Annotated in this window: 23 protein-coding genes and 1 other RNA gene; 15 read left to right on the plus strand and 9 right to left on the minus strand. The window is 62.0% G+C overall.

The window, feature by feature from the left end; translation table 11 throughout:
- The first annotated feature begins 153 nt into the window (after window positions 1–153).
- The 10 genes from NKG95_RS01475 to NKG95_RS01520 all read left to right on the plus strand — a co-directional run bounded on the left by NKG95_RS01475 (window position 154) and on the right by NKG95_RS01520 (window position 11,451).
- Complete coding sequence (locus NKG95_RS01475) at window positions 154–1,056, plus strand: branched-chain amino acid ABC transporter permease (protein ID WP_023719660.1); 903 nt, start codon at window positions 154–156, stop codon at window positions 1,054–1,056.
- 4 nt (window positions 1,057–1,060) lie between these two features.
- Window positions 1,061–2,656 (plus strand): high-affinity branched-chain amino acid ABC transporter permease LivM, encoded by a 1,596-nt coding sequence (gene livM / locus NKG95_RS01480; RefSeq protein ID WP_352480943.1) that lies wholly within the window; start codon window positions 1,061–1,063, stop codon window positions 2,654–2,656.
- On the plus strand, window positions 2,656–4,167 hold the full coding sequence (locus NKG95_RS01485) for an ATP-binding cassette domain-containing protein (protein WP_353039768.1): 1,512 nt from the start codon (window positions 2,656–2,658) through the stop codon (window positions 4,165–4,167). Before livM ends, NKG95_RS01485 begins: the two co-directional genes overlap by 1 nt.
- Window positions 4,167–4,895 carry an ABC transporter ATP-binding protein gene (locus NKG95_RS01490; protein ID WP_023719657.1) on the plus strand — a complete coding sequence of 243 codons (729 nt, stop codon included), beginning with the start codon at window positions 4,167–4,169 and terminating at the stop codon, window positions 4,893–4,895. Before NKG95_RS01485 ends, NKG95_RS01490 begins: the two co-directional genes overlap by 1 nt.
- Before the next feature lie 17 nt (window positions 4,896–4,912).
- Window positions 4,913–5,260, plus strand: a complete 348-nt coding sequence (locus tag NKG95_RS01495) for a DUF6867 family protein (RefSeq protein WP_023719656.1) — start codon at window positions 4,913–4,915, stop codon at window positions 5,258–5,260.
- Between the two features lie 140 nt (window positions 5,261–5,400).
- Window positions 5,401–6,519 carry a branched-chain amino acid ABC transporter substrate-binding protein gene (locus NKG95_RS01500; RefSeq protein WP_023719655.1) on the plus strand — a complete coding sequence of 373 codons (1,119 nt, stop codon included), beginning with the start codon at window positions 5,401–5,403 and terminating at the stop codon, window positions 6,517–6,519.
- A 173-nt stretch (window positions 6,520–6,692) separates the two neighbouring features.
- Complete coding sequence (gene pyc, locus NKG95_RS01505; protein WP_352787925.1) at window positions 6,693–10,151, plus strand: pyruvate carboxylase; 3,459 nt, start codon at window positions 6,693–6,695, stop codon at window positions 10,149–10,151.
- 161 nt (window positions 10,152–10,312) lie between these two features.
- Window positions 10,313–10,573, plus strand: coding sequence for a DUF2312 domain-containing protein (locus tag NKG95_RS01510; protein WP_023719653.1), 261 nt, complete (start codon window positions 10,313–10,315; stop codon window positions 10,571–10,573).
- 51 nt (window positions 10,574–10,624) lie between these two features.
- Window positions 10,625–11,065, plus strand: a complete 441-nt coding sequence (locus NKG95_RS01515) for a hypothetical protein (protein ID WP_353039770.1) — start codon at window positions 10,625–10,627, stop codon at window positions 11,063–11,065.
- Window positions 11,066–11,136: 71 nt separating this feature from the next.
- Entirely contained in the window at window positions 11,137–11,451 is a 315-nt protein-coding gene (locus NKG95_RS01520) for a hypothetical protein (RefSeq protein ID WP_353039772.1), read from the plus strand.
- A gap of 3 nt (window positions 11,452–11,454) precedes the next feature.
- Here the strand turns inward: NKG95_RS01520 and msrB are convergent, their stop codons facing one another.
- The 5 genes from msrB to NKG95_RS01545 all read right to left on the minus strand — a co-directional run bounded on the left by msrB (window position 11,455) and on the right by NKG95_RS01545 (window position 15,394).
- Window positions 11,455–11,859 (minus strand): peptide-methionine (R)-S-oxide reductase MsrB, encoded by a 405-nt coding sequence (gene msrB / locus NKG95_RS01525; protein ID WP_353039774.1) that lies wholly within the window; start codon window positions 11,857–11,859, stop codon window positions 11,455–11,457.
- Between the two features lie 109 nt (window positions 11,860–11,968).
- A complete protein-coding gene (locus tag NKG95_RS01530) occupies window positions 11,969–12,790 on the minus strand; it encodes an MBL fold metallo-hydrolase (RefSeq protein WP_352917738.1) in 822 nt (273 codons plus the stop codon).
- Entirely contained in the window at window positions 12,791–13,981 is a 1,191-nt protein-coding gene (locus NKG95_RS01535) for a vWA domain-containing protein (protein ID WP_023719648.1), read from the minus strand.
- A gap of 8 nt (window positions 13,982–13,989) precedes the next feature.
- Complete coding sequence (locus NKG95_RS01540) at window positions 13,990–14,436, minus strand: GNAT family N-acetyltransferase (RefSeq protein WP_023719647.1); 447 nt, start codon at window positions 14,434–14,436, stop codon at window positions 13,990–13,992.
- A 118-nt stretch (window positions 14,437–14,554) separates the two neighbouring features.
- On the minus strand, window positions 14,555–15,394 hold the full coding sequence (locus NKG95_RS01545; RefSeq protein WP_352961854.1) for an AAA family ATPase: 840 nt from the start codon (window positions 15,392–15,394) through the stop codon (window positions 14,555–14,557).
- A 176-nt stretch (window positions 15,395–15,570) separates the two neighbouring features.
- Here NKG95_RS01545 and ssrS point away from each other — a divergent pair.
- The 4 genes from ssrS to NKG95_RS01565 all read left to right on the plus strand — a co-directional run bounded on the left by ssrS (window position 15,571) and on the right by NKG95_RS01565 (window position 18,135).
- A non-coding RNA gene (gene ssrS, locus NKG95_RS01550) (6S RNA) lies at window positions 15,571–15,726 on the plus strand.
- A gap of 80 nt (window positions 15,727–15,806) precedes the next feature.
- Window positions 15,807–16,394, plus strand: a complete 588-nt coding sequence (locus NKG95_RS01555; RefSeq protein ID WP_023719645.1) for a 5-formyltetrahydrofolate cyclo-ligase — start codon at window positions 15,807–15,809, stop codon at window positions 16,392–16,394.
- 81 nt (window positions 16,395–16,475) lie between these two features.
- Window positions 16,476–17,300: a TIGR00282 family metallophosphoesterase gene (locus NKG95_RS01560; protein WP_023678036.1), complete on the plus strand. Its 825-nt coding sequence runs from the start codon at window positions 16,476–16,478 to the stop codon at window positions 17,298–17,300.
- 70 nt (window positions 17,301–17,370) lie between these two features.
- Window positions 17,371–18,135: a TerC family protein gene (locus NKG95_RS01565; protein WP_352494148.1), complete on the plus strand. Its 765-nt coding sequence runs from the start codon at window positions 17,371–17,373 to the stop codon at window positions 18,133–18,135.
- A 21-nt stretch (window positions 18,136–18,156) separates the two neighbouring features.
- Here NKG95_RS01565 and NKG95_RS01570 read toward each other — a convergent pair whose 3' ends face one another.
- The 4 genes from NKG95_RS01570 to NKG95_RS01585 are packed head-to-tail and all read right to left on the minus strand — an operon-like array spanning window position 18,157 to window position 19,977.
- Entirely contained in the window at window positions 18,157–18,624 is a 468-nt protein-coding gene (locus tag NKG95_RS01570) for an SRPBCC family protein (protein WP_352999090.1), read from the minus strand.
- Between the two features lie 31 nt (window positions 18,625–18,655).
- Window positions 18,656–19,018: a hypothetical protein gene (locus NKG95_RS01575; protein WP_352640128.1), complete on the minus strand. Its 363-nt coding sequence runs from the start codon at window positions 19,016–19,018 to the stop codon at window positions 18,656–18,658.
- 55 nt (window positions 19,019–19,073) lie between these two features.
- On the minus strand, window positions 19,074–19,466 hold the full coding sequence (locus NKG95_RS01580; protein ID WP_352640129.1) for a VOC family protein: 393 nt from the start codon (window positions 19,464–19,466) through the stop codon (window positions 19,074–19,076).
- Window positions 19,467–19,494: 28 nt separating this feature from the next.
- The gene (locus tag NKG95_RS01585; RefSeq protein WP_023719640.1) at window positions 19,495–19,977 is read right to left on the minus strand and encodes an SRPBCC domain-containing protein; all 483 of its coding nucleotides are present in this window, start codon (window positions 19,975–19,977) and stop codon (window positions 19,495–19,497) included.
- Window positions 19,978–20,028: 51 nt separating this feature from the next.
- Here NKG95_RS01585 and NKG95_RS01590 point away from each other — a divergent pair, with 51 nt between their 5' ends.
- Complete coding sequence (locus NKG95_RS01590) at window positions 20,029–20,352, plus strand: ArsR/SmtB family transcription factor (protein ID WP_352815026.1); 324 nt, start codon at window positions 20,029–20,031, stop codon at window positions 20,350–20,352.
- The last annotated feature ends 83 nt before the right edge of the window (window positions 20,353–20,435 follow it).

The raw sequence follows: 20,435 nt of genomic DNA on the forward strand, positions 1-20,435 counted from the left end.
CGGGAATAAAACGGGCAATCGGACGGCGTGCGGCGAAAACACGCATAGCCATCGAAAAATCACGTTGCAATCCGGGCTCGAAACTTTACGACTAGGGGAAATACGAAAAGGAATGCGTCTGCATGGGCGACATTCCAGGGGAGCCACGACAGCATGCAGTATTTTGTCCAGCAGCTTATCAATGGGCTGACGCTGGGATCGATCTATGGGCTGATAGCGATCGGCTATACGATGGTCTACGGCATCATCGGCATGATCAATTTTGCCCATGGCGACATCTTCATGGTCGGGGCATTCACCGCCCTCATCGTTTTCCTCATTCTCGGCGCATTGTTCTATTCCTTGCCGGTGGTGATCGCGCTGCTGATCATGATGATCGTCGCGATGCTGCTGACCAGCCTGTATAATTGGACGATCGAGAAGGTGGCCTACCGGCCTTTGCGCGGTTCGTTCCGGCTGGCCCCGCTGATCACCGCGATCGGCATGTCGATCGCCCTGTCGAACTTCGTCCAGGTGACGCAAGGGCCGCGCAACAAGCCGATCCCGCCGATGGTGTCCACGGTCTACAACATCGAGGGCATCAGCGTATCGCTGAAGCAGATCATCATCGTCATCGTCACCGCGCTGCTGCTGGCGCTGTTCTGGTATTTGGTCAACAAGACCTCACTGGGCCGGGCGCAAAGGGCATGCGAGCAGGACCGCAAGATGGCGGCGTTGCTTGGCATCGACGTCGACCGCACCATCTCGATCACCTTCGTCATGGGTGCGGCCCTTGCCGCCGTCGCCGGCACGCTGTTCCTGATGTATTACGGCGTCATCGCCTTCTCCGACGGTTTCACGCCCGGCGTGAAGGCGTTCACCGCGGCGGTGCTCGGCGGCATCGGCTCGCTGCCCGGCGCCGTGCTCGGCGGGCTGATGATCGGCTTCATCGAAAGCATGTGGTCGGCTTATTTCTCGATCGACTACAAGGACGTCGCCGCCTTCTCCATCCTGGCGATCGTCCTGATCTTCCTGCCTTCCGGCATATTGGGCCGGCCAGAAGTCGAAAAGGTCTGAGGTCATGGCGGTCACTGTATCTCCGGAGCGCGGCGTCGTCGCCACCCCAGTGCAACGCGCCACGCGCGAGGCGCTTTATGCCGGTGCCATCGCGCTCGGCCTGTTCGTGCTGTTCATCGGCCTGCGGACCGATCAGAACATCTCCAACGAGCTGATCCTCGTACAGCGCTGGGGCCTGCTCGCCGCCGTGGTGATCGCCACCATGCTCGGCCGCTTTCTCTACGTTGCCTACGGCCAGCCCTTCCTGGCCAACCAGAAGATTGCCGACATCGCCACCGGGCTGTTGCCGGAAAGCGTGGCGACGCGGTTCTTCCGGTTGCCGTATTTCATTGCTGCCGTCGTCGTAGTGGCTGTGCTGGCGCTGCTGGCCGGCTCGCTCGATGGTTTGCTGGGGCCGGGTCTCGCCGGTTATGCGCGCTTCGCGCGGGCGCTGGCGATCATCTATGCGCTGGCCTCGGTGCTGTTCTATTTCCGCACCTTCATCCTCGCCCATTTCTCGGCGTTGGGCATAACCGCACTGGCGCTCTACCCGATCATCGTCGTGGCGGTGCTTGCCGTGTACGCAGGGTCGATGGCCGGCGGGTTCCAGGGTTCACTGAAATGGGTCGACAATTTCGGCATCCAGATCCTGATCTATGTGATGCTGGCCTGGGGGCTGAACATCGTCGTCGGCCTCGCCGGCCTGCTCGATCTCGGCTACGTCGCCTTCTACGCGGTCGGCGCCTATGCCTATGCGCTGCTCGGCACGCATTTTGGCCTGTCGTTCTGGATCCTGCTGCCCGCCGCCGGCGCCATGGCCGCCTTCTGGGGGGTATTGCTCGGGTTTCCGGTGCTGCGTCTGCGCGGCGATTATCTGGCGATCGTGACGCTTGCCTTCGGCGAGATCATTCGTCTCGTGCTGATCAATTGGCGCGAGGTTACGAACGGCTCGGCCGGCATCTCCGGCATCCCCAAGGTCACCTTTTTCGGCCTGATGACGTTCAACGTTTCGGATCCGAATTATATCGCCAAGGTGTTGGATATCGCCACATCGAGCGCCTACTACAAGATATTCCTCTACTATCTGATCCTGGGGCTCTGCCTGCTCACCGCCTTCGTCACGATAAGGCTAAGGCGCATGCCTGTCGGCCGCGCCTGGGAAGCGCTGCGCGAGGATGAGATCGCCTGCCGCTCGCTCGGCATCAACACCACCACCACCAAGCTCACTGCCTTTGCCACCGGCGCCATGTTCGGCGGCTTCGCCGGCTCGTTCTTCGCGGCACGGCAAGGTTTCGTCAGCCCCGAATCCTTCATCTTCCTGGAGTCGGCCATCATTCTGGCTATGGTCGTGCTTGGCGGCATGGGTTCGCTGGTTGGCATCGCCGTCGCCGCCATGGTGATGATCGGCGGCACGGAGGTGCTGCGCGAACTCGATTTCCTGAAGCAGGTCTTCGGCCCCGACTTCACCCCGGAACTCTACCGCATGCTTTTATTCGGCATGGCCATGGTCATCGTCATGCTGTGGAAGCCGCGCGGCTTCGTCGGCAGCCGTGAACCGACAGCCTTCCTCAAGAAGAGCAAGGCCGTATCCGGCTCCTTCACCAAGGAAGGCCACGGCTGATGAGTGATACGAACCCATCTCCCATGAACGATGCCATCCTGCAGGTCGACCATCTGTCGATGAAATTCGGCGGTCTGGTCGCCATCGGCGATCTCTCCTTCCAGGCCAAGCGCGGCGAGATCACCGCGCTGATCGGACCGAACGGCGCCGGCAAGACCACGGTGTTCAATTGCATCACCGGTTTCTACAAACCGTCGGAAGGCATGCTCACGCTCAACCGGCGCGACGGCTCGAGCTATCTGCTCGAACGCCTGCCGAACCATGAAATCCCGGCACGCGCCAAGGTGGCGCGCACCTTTCAGAACATCCGCCTGTTCTCGGGCATGACGCTGCTCGAGAACCTGCTGGTAGCCCAGCACAACAAGCTGATGAAGGCGTCCGGCTACACCGTGCTCGGCCTGTTCGGCTTCAGCGGCTACCGGAAGGCATCGGCCGAGTCGGTCGAACTGGCCAGGCACTGGCTGGAGAAGGCCGATCTCGTCGACCGTGCCGACGACCCGGCCGGCGACCTGCCCTATGGCGCGCAACGACGCCTCGAGATCGCGCGGGCGATGTGCACGGGTCCGGAGTTGCTCTGCCTCGACGAGCCGGCTGCCGGCCTCAATCCGAAAGAATCAATGGCGCTCAACGCGCTGCTAATGGACATCAAAGACAACACCGGCACCTCGATCCTGCTGATCGAGCACGACATGGCGGTGGTCATGCAGATTTCCGACCACGTCGTGGTGCTCGAATACGGGCGCAAGATATCGGACGGCAGCCCGCATTCGGTACGCACGGACCCGCGCGTCATCGCTGCCTATCTCGGCGTCGAAGACGAGGAAGTCGAGACGGTACTGACCGAAGTCGGCGACGAGGACGTCATCGAGCAATTGGACACCGGTCCCGATTCCGCGCACGGCCCAGGCACATCGTCTTCGTATCTCGCCGGACCGGTGACCGATACGATCGGCCACAGCGAGGGCGAGCGCGTCACCGTGTCGAAAGGCGCCTCGAAAGCCGGGCAGTTCGATGCAAGGTCGAGTGCCGCGGCAAGCAAGGCAGCAGCGCAAGCCGCCGCTCCCCCGGCCAAGGCGGAACCCGCTGCAGCTAAGCCGACCGCGAAACCCTCCACGGCTAAGGCGCCGGCCAAGTCGAAGGTCGCGGGCGTTTCGAACCGGCTCACAGCGCCACGTGGCGGCGAGGCCGACAATCTGACCCGCATCAAGGGCATCGGCACGGTCAACGAGAAGAAGCTTAACCAGCACGGCATCTTCCATTTCGACCAGATCGCGGCATGGAAGAAAGCCGACGTCGCGGCCGTCGAGGCCTATCTCGCCTTCGACGGACGCATCGCCCGTGAGGACTGGGTTGGTCAGGCCAAGCTTCTCGCCGCCGGCAAGGAGACGGAATTTTCGCGCCGCGTCGACGCCGGGAAAGTGGAAACGAGCCACGCTTCCGGGAAAACTGCGAAAACAGTTGCCGGCAAGACTGCTGCCGCACCTGCGGGCAAGCGCGGAGGGCGCAAGTGATGGCCGGCACAACGCTGCTCGATATCAAAGGCGTCCAGACCTACTACGGCAACATCAGGGCGCTGAACGGTGTCGACGTCACCGTCAGGCAGGGCGAGATCGTGGCGCTGATCGGCGCCAACGGCGCCGGCAAGTCGACGCTGATGATGACCATTTTTGGTGCTCCGCGGGCCCGGGCGGGCACGATCACCTTCGCCGGCACCGATATTACCCAGATGCCAACGCATGAGATCGCGCGCATGCGGATCGCCCAGTCGCCGGAGGGCCGGCGCATCTTCCCGCGCATGACGGTGATGGAAAACCTGCAGATGGGCGCCAGCCTCGACGGCCTCAAGCATTACGACGAGGACGTCGAGAAGGTGTTCACGCTGTTTCCGCGCCTGAAGGAACGCATCGCCCAGCGCGGCGGCACCCTGTCGGGCGGCGAACAGCAGATGCTGTCGATCGGGCGTGCGCTGATGGCACGGCCGAAGCTGCTCCTGCTCGACGAGCCGTCGCTCGGCCTGGCGCCGCTGATCGTGAAGCAGATCTTCGACGCCATCCGCGAGTTGAACCGGACCCAAGGGCTGACAGTGTTCCTGGTCGAGCAGAACGCCTTCGGCGCGCTGAAGCTCGCGACGCGCGGCTATGTCATGGTCAACGGCAATGTGACGATGAGCGGCACCGGCAAGGAGCTGCTCGCCAATCCGGAAGTGCGCGCCGCCTATCTCGAAGGCGGCCACCACTGAGTTCAGGAGACTTCATCATGCAGGGCATTCTCTACGAGGAACCCTCGATCTGGCAGTTCTTCTTCGTCACCTGCCTGCTCGGCGGCTGGGCGGCATGGATGACCGGCAAGGCCAGCGCCCAGACATGGCGCAGCTTCCTCCAATTGTTCGCCTACATGCTCGGCCTTGGCATTGGCGTAAGGTTCATTCATCACGCGCTGTTCGGCGGCACGATGTTCTCGCTGCATTACTATATCGTGGATACGATCGTACTGATGATATTGGGCTTCATCGGCTATCAATACACGCGCACAAACCAGATGGTGACACAGTATAATTGGCTCTATGAAAGAGCATCGGTTTTGAGCTGGAAGCCGAAAGGTTGACGTTCATGATTAACGCCGTTTCGGGGATGAATCGGCGTGACAAGTGCCTGAAAATCGGCAAAGTACGTTTTCTGCGAGTAAAAGTGGGCATCGCATGAAAGCATCATCCAACGCCCACTCCGTAAATGGGAGCGTTTTACATGAAAAAATCACTTTTGTCCGCCGTCGCCCTGACCGCGCTGATCGCGTTCAGCGGCAGCGCGTGGGCTGACGTCCTGGTTGGCGTCGCCGGTCCGATCACCGGTCCGAATGCCGCCTTCGGCGCGCAGCTGCAGAAGGGTGCCGAACAGGCCGTCGCCGACATCAATGCGGCCGGTGGCATCAATGGCGAGCAGATCAAGCTCTCGGTCGGCGACGACGTCTCCGATCCGAAGCAGGGCATCTCGGTCGCCAACAAGTTCGTCGGCGACGGCGTCAAGTTCGTGGTTGGCCACTTCAACTCGGGCGTCTCGATCCCGGCGTCGGAAGTCTACGCGGAAAACGGCATCCTCGAGATCACGCCGGCCGCGACCAATCCGAAGTTCACCGAACGCGGCATGTGGAACACGTTCCGCACCTGCGGACGTGACGACCAGCAGGGCAGCATCGCCGGCGCCTATCTCGCGGCGAACTTCAAGGATGCCAAGATCGCGGTCATCCACGACAAGACGACCTACGGCCAGGGCCTTGCCGATGAGACCAAGAAGGCGATGAACGCAGCCGGCCTGACGGAAGTCATGTACGAAGGCGTCAATGTCGGCGACAAGGACTTCTCGGCGCTGATCGCCAAGATGAAGGAAGCCGGCGTTTCCATCATCTATTGGGGTGGCCTGCACACCGAAGCCGGCCTGATCATCCGCCAGGCGGCTGACCAGGGCCTCAAGGCGACGCTGGTTTCCGGCGACGGCATCGTGTCGAACGAGCTGGCCTCGATCGCTGGCGACGCAGTTGCGGGCACGCTGAACACGTTCGGCCCGGATCCGCGTCTGATCCCGACGAACAAGGAACTCGTCGAGAAGTTCCGCGCGCAGGGCTTCGAACCGGAGGCCTACACGCTTTACTCCTACGCCGCCATGCAGGCGATCGCCGAAGCAGCCACCGTTGCCAAGTCGAACGACCCGCAGGAAGTTGCCAAGGCGCTGCATGAGAAGGGTCCGTTCAAGACCGTTCTGGGCGACCTCTCCTATGACGCGAAGGGCGATCCGACGCTGCCCGGCTACGTCATGTACGAGTGGAAGAAGGGCGACGACGGCAAGTACACCTACATCCAGAAGATGTAAGCCTGTCGACGACGATAATTTTGGAGATGCCCGGCGCTTGCGCCGGGCATTTCCGTTTTGACGACATCGAGTTGATTTAAATCGGTTTAGCCGCTGCCCGATTTTGTTTGCACTGCAGCATTTTCGCGCTAATCATGTCCGGCAGTTCCCTTCCCGTGTCCGGAGCCCTGTCCTTGGCAATCTCGAAGATCCTTGTCGCCAACCGCTCCGAAATTGCCATCCGCGTCTTCCGCGCGGCTAATGAACTCGGCCTCAAAACCGTGGCGATCTGGGCGGAGGAAGACAAATACTCCCTGCATCGCTTCAAGGCCGACGAAAGCTACCAGGTCGGGCGCGGGCCGCACCTGACCAGGGATATGGGGCCGATCGAAAGCTATCTGTCGATCGAGGAGGTTATCCGCGTCGCCAGGCTTTCGGGCGCCGATGCCATCCATCCAGGCTACGGCCTGCTGTCGGAGAGCCCGGAATTCGCCGAGGCCTGCGCCACGGCCGGCATCATCTTCATCGGGCCAAAGCCGGATACGATGCGCAGGCTGGGCAACAAGGTCGCCGCCCGCAATCTCGCAATCGAAGTCGGTGTGCCGGTAATTCCCGCCACCGATCCCTTGCCGGACGACATGGCGGCGGTGAAGGAACTCGCCAGGACGATCGGCTACCCGGTGATGCTCAAGGCGTCCTGGGGCGGCGGCGGCCGCGGCATGCGCGCCATCCGCTCCGAGGCCGATCTCGCCCGCGAGGTGATGGAAGGCAAGCGTGAGGCGAAGGCGGCTTTCGGCAAGGACGAGGTCTATCTCGAGAAGCTGATCGAGCGCGCCCGCCATGTCGAGGTGCAGGTGCTGGGCGACACGCATGGCAACGCCGTGCACCTATTCGAGCGCGATTGTTCGATCCAGCGCCGCAACCAGAAAGTGGTCGAGCGGGCGCCGGCGCCCTATCTCGAAATGTCGCAGCGCGAGGAGCTTTGCGGCTACGCGCTGAGGATCGCGCGCGAAACCAGCTATATCGGCGCCGGCACGGTCGAGTTCCTGCAGGATGCCGATACCGGAAAATTCTATTTCATCGAGGTCAATCCGCGCATCCAGGTCGAGCACACCGTCACCGAACAAGTGACCGGCATCGACATCGTCAAAGCACAGATCCACATACTCGACGGCTTTGCCATCGGCACGGCGGAATCGGGCGTGCCGACGCAGAAGGACATCAGGCTCAACGGGCACGCGCTGCAGTGCCGCATCACCACTGAAGACCCCGAGCATAATTTCATCCCCGACTATGGCCGCATCACCGCCTATCGTGGCGCCACCGGCTTCGGCATCCGCCTTGATGGGGGCACCGCCTATTCGGGCGCGGTCATCACCCGCTTCTACGATCCATTGCTGGAAAAGGTGACGGCGTGGGCGCCGACGCCGGCCGAGACCATCGCCCGCATGAACCGGGCGTTGCGCGAATTCCGAATCCGGGGCGTGGCTACCAATCTCACCTTTCTCGAGGCGATCATCAATCACCGGAGCTTCGCCGACAATTCCTACACCACCAAGTTCATCGACACGACGCCGGAACTGTTCGCCAGCGTGAAGCGGCAGGACCGCGCGACCAAGCTGCTCAACTATCTTGCCGACGTTTCGGTCAATGGCCATCCCGAGACGCGCGGCCGGCCGCAGCCAAAAGCAGATGCGGCGCCGCCGGTGGTGCCATATCTCAACGGCAATGTGCCTGACGGCAGCAAGCAGAAGCTCGACGTGCTCGGGCCGGAGAAATTCGCGGCGTGGATGCGCGAGCAAAAAGAGGTGCTGGTCACCGACACGACAATGCGCGACGGGCATCAATCCTTGCTCGCGACGCGTGTGCGCACCTATGACATCGCCGGCATCGCCGGCACCTATGCGCGCGCTCTGCCGCAGCTTTTGTCACTCGAATGCTGGGGCGGCGCAACATTCGACGTCGCCATGCGCTTCCTCACCGAAGATCCATGGGAGCGGCTGTCGCTGGTGCGCGAGGCAGCACCCAATCTTCTGCTGCAGATGCTTCTGCGTGGCGCCAACGGCGTTGGCTATACCAACTATCCCGACAACGTCGTCCAGCATTTCGTCCACCAGGCCGCTGCTGGCGGCATCGACCTGTTCCGCGTCTTCGACTGCCTGAACTGGGTCGAGAACATGCGTGTGGCCATGGATGCGGTCGGCGCCGAGGGCAAGCTGATCGAAGCGGCGATCTGCTATACCGGCGACATACTCGATCCGGCGCGGGCGAAATACGATCTGAAATACTATGTCGGCCTGGCCAGCGAATTGCAGGCGGCGGGCGCCCATATCATTGCCGTCAAGGACATGGCGGGGCTTCTAAAGCCGAGTGCTGCCCGCGTGCTGTTCAAGGCACTGCGCGAGGCGACAGACCTGCCGATCCACTTCCACACGCACGACACATCCGGCCTGTCGGCGGCCACCGTGCTGGCAGCGGTGGAGAGCGGTGTCGACGGCATCGACGCGGCGATGGATTCGCTATCTGGCAACACCTCGCAGCCATGCCTGGGTTCGATCGTCGAGGCGCTGAAGGGCACCGAGCGCGATCCGGGCCTCGACCCGCAATGGATCAGGAATATCTCGTTCTACTGGGAGGCGGTGCGAAACCAGTACGCCGCCTTCGAAAGCGACCTGAAGGGGCCAGCATCGGAGGTCTATCTGCACGAAATGCCTGGCGGGCAGTTCACCAACCTCAAGGAACAGGCGCGCTCGCTTGGGCTGGAGACGCGCTGGCACGAAGTGGCGCAGACCTATCACGACGTCAATCTGATGTTCGGCGATATCGTCAAGGTGACGCCGTCGTCCAAGGTCGTCGGCGACATGGCGCTGATGATGGTCAGCCAGGACCTGACCGTCGCCGACGTCGAGAATCCGGCGCGGGACATCGCCTTCCCGGATTCTGTGGTGTCGATGTTGCGCGGCGACCTCGGCCAGTCGCCGGGCGGCTGGCCAAAGCCATTGCAGAAGAAGGTGCTGAAGGGCGAAAAGCCGATCACGGTGCGGCCGGGTTCGCTGCTCAAGGCGGCGGACCTCACGGCCAGCCGCAGGGAGGTCGAGGAAAAGCTCGAGCGCAAGCTCAGTGAGTTCGAGTTCGCGTCGTGGCTGATGTATCCGAAGGTGTTTTCGGATTTCGCCGCCGCGCAGGAGACCTACGGGCCGGTCAGCGTGCTGCCGACGCCGACCTATTTCTACGGCATGAAGCCGGAAGACGAGATTTTCGTCGACATCGAAAAAGGCAAGACGCTGGTGGTGCGCTGCCTTGCCATGGGCGATGTCGACGAAAAGGGCATGGTCACCGTGTTCTTCGAGCTCAACGGCCAGCCGCGCCGGGTGAAGGTGCCGGACCGGGCGCATGGCGCCTCCGCTGCCAAGGCACGGCGCAAGGCGGAGCCGGGCAATGAGGCGCATGTCGGCGCGCCGATGCCTGGCGTCGTCTCGGCGCTTGTGGTCGCTGCCGGCCAGGCGGTGAAGGCCGGCGACGTGCTGCTGTCGATCGAAGCGATGAAGATGGAAACGGCGTTGCATGCCGAACGCGACGGCACCATAGCCGAGGTGCTGGTCAAGGCCGGCGACCAGATCGATGCCAAGGATCTGCTGATCGCGTTCGGGTGAAATAGGCCGGCATCAGAGAGCCTTGTCGGCGCCTGGCAGCAGCCCCTTCATGCCGCATCGATAGCACCTTGACCCGCCGCGCCCGGTCGGGCATCGAACCGCTGCAATTCGCCGCTCGGGTCCCCGTGAGTCGCGGCGAGAAACGACGCGGAGTGAAGAATATGGCCGACGACATCACCGAAACCAGCCAGACTGTTGCCGCCGGCCAGCTGCGCGCCTTCATCGAACGCATCGAGCGGCTCGAGGAAGAGAAGAAGACGATTGCCGACGACATCAAGGAAGTGTTCGCCGAGGCCAAGGGCACCGGATTTGACACCAAGGCGATGCGGTCGATCATCCGGCTGCGCAAGAAGGACCAGGCCGAGCGGCAGGAAGAGGAGTCCATCCTCGATCTGTACAAGGCCGCGCTTGGAATGGTGTAGGCCGATAACAGCCTTGGGCGCCGGTTGCGGCGCCCCTCGACGGTTCGAACCATGAGCGAATTCGATTTTGGCGCCCGCCGCGCCTCTGAATTCCGCCAACGCAGCTTCTGGACGCTGTTCGCGGAACGGCATCCGGATGAAAGGGCTCTGCTGGCGAGGCGTGGACCGTGGTTCTGGCAGCGTGGGTTGCCCGACTTCGCATTGGTCCTTTCCATGTACGTCGCGCCTGCGCAGAATCATGTCGGCGTCTTCTTCGGCCGCAACGAGAAGTTCGGTGCCACGCAAGCCTGGTCGCGGCTGAAGCCGTTCCAGCCGGCCATCGAAGAAAGGCTGAAGCTCAGGCCAGAACAAAGTTGCGACGGCCTCGGCATCAATTCGATGTGGCGGGTGAATTGTTTTGCCGAAGACAATTGGCCGGCGATGACCGACTGGCTGGTGACGGAAGCCTCGCGTTTCGAGCGCGCGATTGCCGAAGTTCTGGGTCAGGAATAAAGCAGGGTTTCCAGACGCAATCCTTGTGGAAGGGTTGCGCTGGTGAGCAGAGCGAGGGAGCCGGTGGATCGATGACGATCATGTCGCGCGTTGCCGCCTTCTTCCGCTCACGCTGGTTCGGCGGCGTGCCGCTCGATCGGCTGTTCTGGCGCGACCTGGTTGTTGTCGGCACAGCGATCAACGTCGCGTCGTCGGTGGTGGCGCTCATTCTGCTCGGGCTGAAGCTGCCGCTTGCGCTGGTTCTGGCGGTGCATTTCGCGCCGGTGCCCTACAACATCTTCCTGACTTTTGCCGTTTGGCGAACTGCCGGAAAATCAAGTGGCGCCAAGGCCTCGCTGATGACGCTTGGCGCCACGTTGTGGCTGATCCTGGTGGTCGTGGCCTGACGATCAGGCGGCCGGCTCGAATTTGAGCGCCACGCCGTTGATGCAATAGCGCAGACCGGTCGGCGGCGGGCCGTCCTCGAAGACGTGGCCGAGATGGCTGCCGCAGCGGGCGCAATGGCATTCGGTGCGGACCATGCCGTAGCTGCGGTCGACGGTGGTCTCGACCGAGCCCGGCACCGGATCGTTGAAGCTCGGCCAGCCTGTGCCGCTCTCGAATTTCAGCTTGGATTCAAACAAGGGTTGGTCGCAGCCGACGCAGGAGAAGGTGCCGGCGCGCGTCTCGTGCAGCAGGGCGCAGCTTCCCGGCCGCTCGGTGCCGTGGTTGCGCATCACCGCATATTGCTCAGGCGTCAGCCGGGCGCGCCATTCGGCGTCGGTGCGGGTAACGGGGTAGGTGTGGCTGTCCATTTTTTCCTCTTAGCTTATGTCGCTATTTGGGTTGCCTTCCCAACTTCGCCTGAAATAGGCATTTGTTACGGCGTTTGCCCGTATTTCCTATCCTGCCCCGAAGAATTCCTCAGGCGATGGCGGCGAGATAGCGCGCAACCGATGCTGAAAATGCCGCCTTTGCATCTCCGATGACGTTCTGGTTCCACCATGCGCCATAGATATGGTCGAACGCGAAAGGCTCAAGCGCAGCCTTGATGCCGTGCAGTTTCGTCGCGTTGAGCGGGATATAGTTCGGGTAGCTGTACATGAAGCTGACATGGCGGCGAGTCGGCGTCACCTGCACGATGTCGCCGGCCAGGATGGCATTGCCGCCGTCGCGCTTCCAGTGCAGCACCTGGCCACCGGCAAAGTGGCCGCCGCAGCGGATGAGCGTCAGCGACGGGTTTATGGCGCGCGTCTCGCCTTGCCAGCTGATGATCGCCGGATGCGGCCGCATGATCCACTGACGATCATCGGCGTGCAGATAAATCGGCACGCCGCCAAACGCCTCGCTCCACTCGACCATTGCCGAATAATAATGGCAGTGGGAAATGGCGATCGCGGCGAGGCCGCCCCGGCGGTTGATCTCGGCCACCGCCTCGTCGCTGACCATCGAAATGCAGTCCCACAGCACATTGCCGTGCGGCGTTTGCGCCAGCAATGCCCGCTGGCCGATGGCGAAGCGCGGCTCGATGCCGAAGGCGAGCACGCCGGCGTCGTCTCTCATCGCGAGCCGATGGCCGGCGGCGAGCTCTTCCGGCGTGGTCCAGGCCTGGCCCTCCCAACGCACATATTGCCGCTCGTCCTCGCAGATCGGGCAATGTCGCGGCGGCGTCGCTGTCGCCGCGAACTGGACACCGCATTGCAGGCAAAGGAAACAGGTCGACCTTCCTGTTTTGCGTGGATCCATTCAGTGCTTCCTTGAAAGTTGCTTCGTCGCGGCTTCGAGGCCGGCGAGCGTCAGTGGAAACATGCGGCCGTCAAAAATATCGCGGATCATGGCAATCGAATGGGTAAAACCCCAGTTCTTCTCGGCTTCCGGGTTGAGCCATATGGCATTTGGCCATTGCTGCAGCAACCGCCCAAGCCAGACGGCGCCGGCCTCCTTGTTCCAGTGCTCGACCGAGCCGCCGGGATGGGCGATCTCGTAGGGGCTCATCGAGGCGTCGCCGACGACGATCACCTTGTAGTCGGGGCCATATTTATGCAGGAGATCGAAGGTCGGAATCACCTCGGCATGGCGGCGGCGATTGTCCTTCCACACGCCCTCGTAGAGGCAGTTGTGGAAATAGAAATATTCGAGCTGGCGGAATTCGGCGCGGGCAGCCGAAAATAGCTCCTCGACGCTCCTGATGTGGTCGTCCATCGAGCCGCCGACATCGAAGAACATCAGCAGCTTGACCGCATTGCGACGTTCGGGTTGTGTCTTAACGTCGAGATATCCGTGCTCGGCGGTGGCGTGGATGGTCCCTGGCAGGTCGAATTCCTCTTCGGCACCTTCGCGCACCCAGCGGCGCAGGCGTTTCAGCGCGACCTTGATATTGCGGGTGCCGAGCTCGACGGCATCATCGAAATTCCTGAACTCGCGTTTGTCCCAGACTTTTACCGCGCGGCGGTTGCGGCTTTCGTGCTGGCCGATGCGCACGCCTTCGGGATTGTAGCCATAGGCGCCGAAGGGCGAGGTGCCGCCGGTGCCGATCCATTTCGAACCGCCCTGATGTCGGCCCTTTTGCTCCTCCAGCCGCTTCTTCAGCCTCGCCATCAGCTTTTCGAAGCCGCCCAGCGCCTCGACCAGCTTCTTCTCCTCATCGGTCAGGTGCTTTTCGGCGAGCCTCCGCAGCCATTCCTCCGGGATGTTTGCGACATCGACCGGGTTTTCGCCAGCCCGCGCCTCGACACCTTTGAAGATGTGCGAAAAGACCTGGTCGAAGCGGTCGATGTGGCGCTCGTCCTTCACCAGAGCGGCGCGGGCGAGATAGTAAAAGCCCTCGACATCATAGTCGACCAGCCCGGCCTCCAGCCCCTCCAGCAGCGACAGATATTCGCGGAGCGAGACCGGAACCCGCGCTGCCTTCAGTTCGAGGAAGAAGGGGATGAACATCTCACGGTCTACAGCAGATCATACTCGATGAAGCCGGTCCTGCGCGCCACATGGTCGTAGAGCTTGCGTGCGGTGGTGTTGGTCTCGTGCGTCATCCAGTAGACGTTCTTGACGCCGATCTTGCCGGCTTCCTGCCTGACCGCTTCGATCAGGGCGGCGCCGACGCCCTTGCCGCGCACATCGGGGTCGGCAAACAGGTCCTGCAGATAGCAGTTGTTTATCTCCGACCAGCAGGAGCGATGGTAGAGATAGTGCGTCAGGCCGACGGCCTTGCCGTCGAGGGTGGCGATGAAGCCTTTCGGCTCGAACTCGCCCGCCGTGAACAGCCGCTTCCAGGTGACGGCGTAAACCGCTTCCGGCAACTTGGTTTCGTAGAAGGTGAGGTAGGCGGTCCACAGACGCCGCCAATCGGCATGGTCGGATTGCGCCAATGGGCGGACGGTGATCTCGGTCATTTCATTTCCCTCTGAAGTCGGCAACCCGAAGCTGCCTCCGTGCCTGGCCAAGGGCAACGGTCCAGCGACGGGAAACCGCTGTCCGAGGGCTTTCGTCGGCTTCCGACTGACCGGCTCCTCACCCCTGCCGTCTCGCCATGAAGGCCAGGCGCTCGAACAGATGCACGTCCTGTTCGTTCTTCAGCAACGCGCCATGCAGTTTCGGCAAAGCATTCTTCGGGTCGGCGCGCAGGTCCTCGGGCGCGATGTCGTCGGCGACCAGCAGGCGGATCCAGTCGAGTGCCTCGGAGGTCGACGGCTTCTTCTTCAGGCCCGGCACGTCGCGGATCTCGTAGAACTGGGTCAGTGCTGCTCGCACGAGGTTCCGCTTGATGCCGGGATAGTGCACGTCGACAATTTTGTGCAGCGTCTCGACATCGGGAAAGCGGATGTAGTGGAAGAAGCAGCGGCGCAGGAAGGCGTCCGGCAATTCCTTCTCGTTGTTGGAGGTGATGATGACGATCGGCCGGACGGTGGCGCGGATGGTCTCGCCGGTCTCGTAGACGAAGAACTCCATCCTATCCAATTCCTGCAACAGATCGTTGGGGAACTCGATATCGGCCTTGTCGATCTCGTCGATCAGAAGCACGATTTTCTTGCCGGCCGCAAAGGCGTCCCATAATTTGCCGCGCTTGATGTAATTGCGGATGTCGTTGAAGCGCTCGTCGCCGAGCTGGCTGTCGCGCAGCCGCGAGACGGCATCATATTCATAAAGGCCCTGCTGGGCTCTCGTCGTCGATTTGACGTGCCATTCGATCAGGTCCAGGTCGAGCGCCGCCGCCACCTGGCGGGCAAGTTCGGTCTTGCCGGTGCCGGGCTCGCCCTTGACCAGCAACGGCCGCTCCAGCGCGATCGCCGCGTTGACCGCCACCATCAGATCCTTGTCGGCAACATAGGCTGCCGTGCCTTCGAAACGCATTTTTGCTCCCGGGTTCATCGCGCGACCCTAAGGACGCGGCCTTCGGTGTGCAAGGCGCTGCTGGCGAAGCGGGGATCTTGCCGCCGCTGACCTCGTTGAGGGATTTTGCGTCGATTTAAGACTCGAAGCATGTCGTCTCTCTGGCGCTTGGCCTGCCGTCTGCCTATATTGGCGGGGACGGTCTGCGCTTCCCGGCAGGAGAACATTTTCCCCGGGGCCTTAATGATCCCTAGGGAGCTGTCCCTGGGAAGACCCGTGGGTTTTCTCATACGGCGCCCACCTACTTTGTAGGTTCCCGGGATCGCTCTCTCCACCGGTTGTGTGGATCGTCACTCACATTTCAGTGGGCCATGCGGTAGGAAACGTCGCTCCCAAAACCCCGTCCAGATCCGACTTTTTCTATCCTGACTCCATGACCTTCCGAAAAGACCTGAAAAAAAATCTCCGCAACGAAGCCCTCGGGCGCCGCGACGCGCTCGATCCGTTCTGGCGGGTAGAGGCAGCACTCGAAATGGCCGAGACGGCGCGCGACCGGATCACCGTCGAGCCGGGCCAGATCGTCTCAGGCTTCTGGCCGATGCGCTCGGAAGTCGACGTCCGGCCGCTGATGTTTGCCTTGCGCGAGAAGGGCGCGAGGCTCTGCCTGCCGGCCATTCTCGACAAGACCACCATCGTTTTTCGCGAACTGGTGCGCGGCGCGCCAATGATCGACATGGGCTTCGGCACCGTCGGGCCGCATGAGGAAGCCGAGGTACTCGATCCGCAGGTGATGCTGGTGCCGCTTGCCGCCTTCGATGCGCGCGGCCACCGCATCGGTTACGGCGCCGGCTATTACGACCGGGCGATCGCGCGGCTGGCCGACAACGGACAGCAGCCGCGGCTGATCGGCATTGCCTTCGACTGCCAGGAGGTGGCCCTGGTGCCGGACGAGCCGCATGACGTGATCATTCCGGAAATACTCACCGAGAGCGGGTTGCGCCTGTTCGCGCCGAAATTGTAGATAAGTTCCTGGACGCATGGTCTTTTCCGAAAGTCATGCAGCTTTTTGCTTCGCTGACCTTCAGTTCAGGATCACGCTTATATGAGACTTCTCTTTCTCGGCGACATGGTCGGCAAGACAGGACGTACGGCGGTGTGGGAACAACTGCCCGGCCTGATCTCGGATTTCAAACTCGACTTCGTCATCGTCAATGGCGAGAACGCCGCCGGCGGCTTCGGCATCACCGAGGAGATTTTTCGCGAGACGATCTCGGCCGGCGCCGATGTCGTCACCACCGGCAACCATGTCTGGGACCAACGCGATGCGCTGATTTTCGCGCCGCGCGAGGAACGCTTCCTGCGTCCGTCCAACTTCCCGAAAGGCACGCCGGGGCGCGGCTCAGGCGTCTACATCGCCAGGAACGGCGCGCGCGTGCTGGTCGCCAACATCATGGGCCGGGTGTTCATGCATCCCGAGCTCGACGATCCGTTCCAGGCCGGCGAGCGCGAACTTGCCGCTTGTCCGCTTGGCGAGCAGGCCGATGCGATCGTCATCGATTTCCATGCCGAGGCGACCTCGGAAAAAATGTGCTTCGCCCATTTCGTCGACGGCCGTGCCAGCCTTGTTGTCGGCACCCACACGCATCAGCCGACCGGCGATCACCAGATCCTCAATGGCGGCACCGGTTATATTTCCGATGCCGGCATGTGCGGCGATTACGATTCCTCGCTCGGCATGGACAAGGAGGAGCCGCTCAACCGGTTTTTGTCCAAGGTGCCGAAAGGCCGTTTCGAGGCGTCGACCGGACCGGCGACATTGTGCGGCGTCGGCGTCGACATTTCCGACCGTAGCGGCCTGACTGAACGGATCGCGCCGTTTCGCCGCGGCCCGCGGCTGGAGGAAACGGCTCCTTCCTTCTGGTCGTGACATTGATATGGACGCTTGCAATACCCAATTGCCGGCGAAACTGCTCTAGATCGTAGAGGGGACGACCTCCATGCAGCTAGTCGAATTCCTGGCGCCGCATTTCGCCTTTGTCTCCGACCCGACGGCATGGGTCGCGCTGCTGACGCTGATCGTGCTGGAGGTCGTGCTCGGCATCGACAATCTGATCTTCATCTCGATTTTGACCAACAAATTGCCGGTAGCGCAGCGAGCCCGCGCCCGGCGGCTCGGCATCTCCGCCGCGCTGGTGATGCGGCTGATCCTGCTGGCCACCATCTCGATCATCGTCCAGTTGACGATGCCGATATTCACCGCCTTCGGCCACGGCTTTTCATGGCGCGACCTGATCCTGATTGCCGGCGGCCTGTTCCTCGTCTGGAAGGCGACCAAGGAGATCCACCACACGGTCGATCTCGATGATCACCAGGACACGATGATGGGCGAAACACTGCAGCTGTCGCTGGCCGGCGCCATTTTCCAGATATTGCTGCTCGACCTCGTCTTCTCGATCGACTCGATCATCACCGCCGTCGGCATGACCGACGAAATCGCGATCATGTACATCGCGGTGATCGTGGCGGTGAGCGTGATGATGCTGGCGGCCGGGCCGCTGGCCGATTTCATCGCCAGGAACCCCAGCATCGTCATGCTGGCGCTAGGGTTCCTGCTGATGATCGGCATGACGCTGATCGCCGACGGCATGGGTTACCACGTGCCGAAAGGCTATATCTACGCCGCCATGGGCTTTTCGGCACTGGTCGAAGGACTCAACATGCTGGCGCGACGGCGGAAGAAGGCCAAGGGCGGCGGGCACTGAGGATGGCCCACCGCGGTTGACCTAATGCCCCGGCAAACCCTTCGGATGGCGGTCGCCGGTCAGGCCAAGCGTCAGGCCTTGCTCGAGCCACGCCTTGGCGCCGGCGAGCACCAGCGCAAAACCGCCGGTCGAGTCGATCGCCTGCTTGACCTGCTCATCGGGGCTGCCGGCAAAGCCGAAATTGCGGACCTCGAGAAAGGTCGTGCCGCCCGGCATCTCGGTAAAGGTCCACACCACCGTGGTCGGCGGATCGCTCCATTGCATGACGATCTTCTCGTTCGGCACGATCTCGCTGACCGTTACCGTCGTCGAGACGCCATACATGCGCCATTCCCAATGGATTTCCTTGCCGCTGTCCAGCCTGTCGCTGCCGTGGGTGAACCAGAATTTTGTCGTGATCGCCGGATCAACGATAGCTTCGAACACGTCGGCGACCGGCCGCCTTATCAGCATGCCGGCTTCGGCGGTCGGTGTTTCACGGATTTCCATAGCGTCCTCCTTTCCACGGCGCCGCCCCGGTTCACCAAGCATCGGGTTCGCGCACGAGGTGAATGATGTTGGCCGGGTTGGTGATCCAGCCGCCGCGAAAGCCTTCACCCAGTGCCTCGATGGCGTCGCAGCGCACGACGCCGGCCTTGGCGAGATGGTCCGCCGCGCCTGGAAAATCATCGGTGAACAGTTCCAGCCAGACCTCGGCCTGACTAAGCATCGGCGCCTCGTCGATCCACAGGCGATTGGGACCGAGTTCAAAGCCGATAGCGGGCGCCTTGGCCGTGAATGGCTTCAGGCCGATGACGTCGCGATAGAAGGCGATCGTTGCCTGGTATTGATGTGGCGGCACTTTCATGGCGATGTTGATGCCGCCGCTGATCTTCGCGGTCATTTGCTGGCTCCATTCCCGTGTTCAGGTTCGATTGGCCGGTTCGGTCCAGAACCCGCTATGCCAAATTGATTTGCCAGGAGACTCCGAACCTGTCGTTGAGCCATGCAAACCGGCGGCTGAAACCATAATTGTCCAGCGGCATCAGAAATTTGCCGTCCTTGGCCAGGGCCTCGACAATGCCGTTCAGCTCTGCCTCCGTGGAGCAATCCACATACAGCGAGACCGACGGCGTGAATGTGAAGGCATGGTGCACGGGGCTGTTGTAGACCATCACTTCCAGACCGCTTATGGACACGCGCGCCAGCTTGACCGTCCCTTCCGGGCCGTCTTCGCCGGAGCCGTAACGTGTGACGTCAAGGACGCTGCTGTCGGGGATCGTCTCGCAATAGAAGGTCATTGCCTCTTCGGCCTTGCCCTCGAACATCAGAAATGGCGTCACTTGCTTCATCGCAGGCCTCCGTCATCTTGGTGGTTTTTCAGATGTTGTTCTCGTTGGCCGGCTCGCCCTTCATCTCGCTGCGGTAATAGCCGTCGCGCAGATTGATGCCGTATTCGACATAGGCCTTCATGCAGGCCAGCATCTGCGACCAGCCCTCGCAATTGAGATAGGACTTCTTCAGGCCGACCGCGTCCTCGCGCCAGCCGGTCTCGGCGATGGTGACAAAGGTGCCGCCATCATCGAGCGGTTCGAAATTCATCTCGATGCGGGTCTTGTAGGCTGGCTTGCCGTCGGCATCGGAGGCGTCCCAGTGCAGCACGATGCGGCTGTCCTTGATCACTTCGTCGACCTCGACGGGGACCTTGCCCCACCAGACAACACCGGCACCAGCCACCAGCGGCGCGCTGGCGCCGCCGATCGTAGTGAAATAGCCGCTAAGCTTCTTCGGATTGACGACCGCGTCGAAGACTTCGGCGACAGGTTTGCCGATGCGGCCCGAAACCCTGAATCCAAGAGACATATCCACAGCTCCTTCCTTGAATGGCTCAACGATATGTTATAGAAACATAACATGTCAAGCCATTCGCAGGACGACAATGTTTTCAAGGCGCTGGCGCATCCGCGCCGGCGTGAGTTGCTGGACCGGCTGAAGGATGCGCCGCAGACCACCGGCATGTTGTGCGATGCCTTCCCCGACATGGACCGCTGCACGATCATGCTGCATCTGAAAGTGCTGGAGGAGGCCGACATGGTCGTGGCGCGGCGCGAGGGCCGCGAGCGTTGGAACCATCTCAACGCGCTGCCGATCAAGCACATCCACGACCGCTGGATCAGCCAATATGCCACGCACGCGATCAGCATTCTCGACCGGCTGAAGTCCGATCTGGAGGGGTGAACGGCCGCCGAAGCCTGCCTTTTCGGGTCTCAAGCCCTTGCGTGTCGTCTGCCACGGCGCGGCTGGACGAATTGAGCCGATTT

This window comes from Mesorhizobium sp. M1423 (genome assembly GCF_040317575.1).
In the GTDB taxonomy this organism is placed as follows: domain Bacteria; phylum Pseudomonadota; class Alphaproteobacteria; order Rhizobiales; family Rhizobiaceae; genus Mesorhizobium.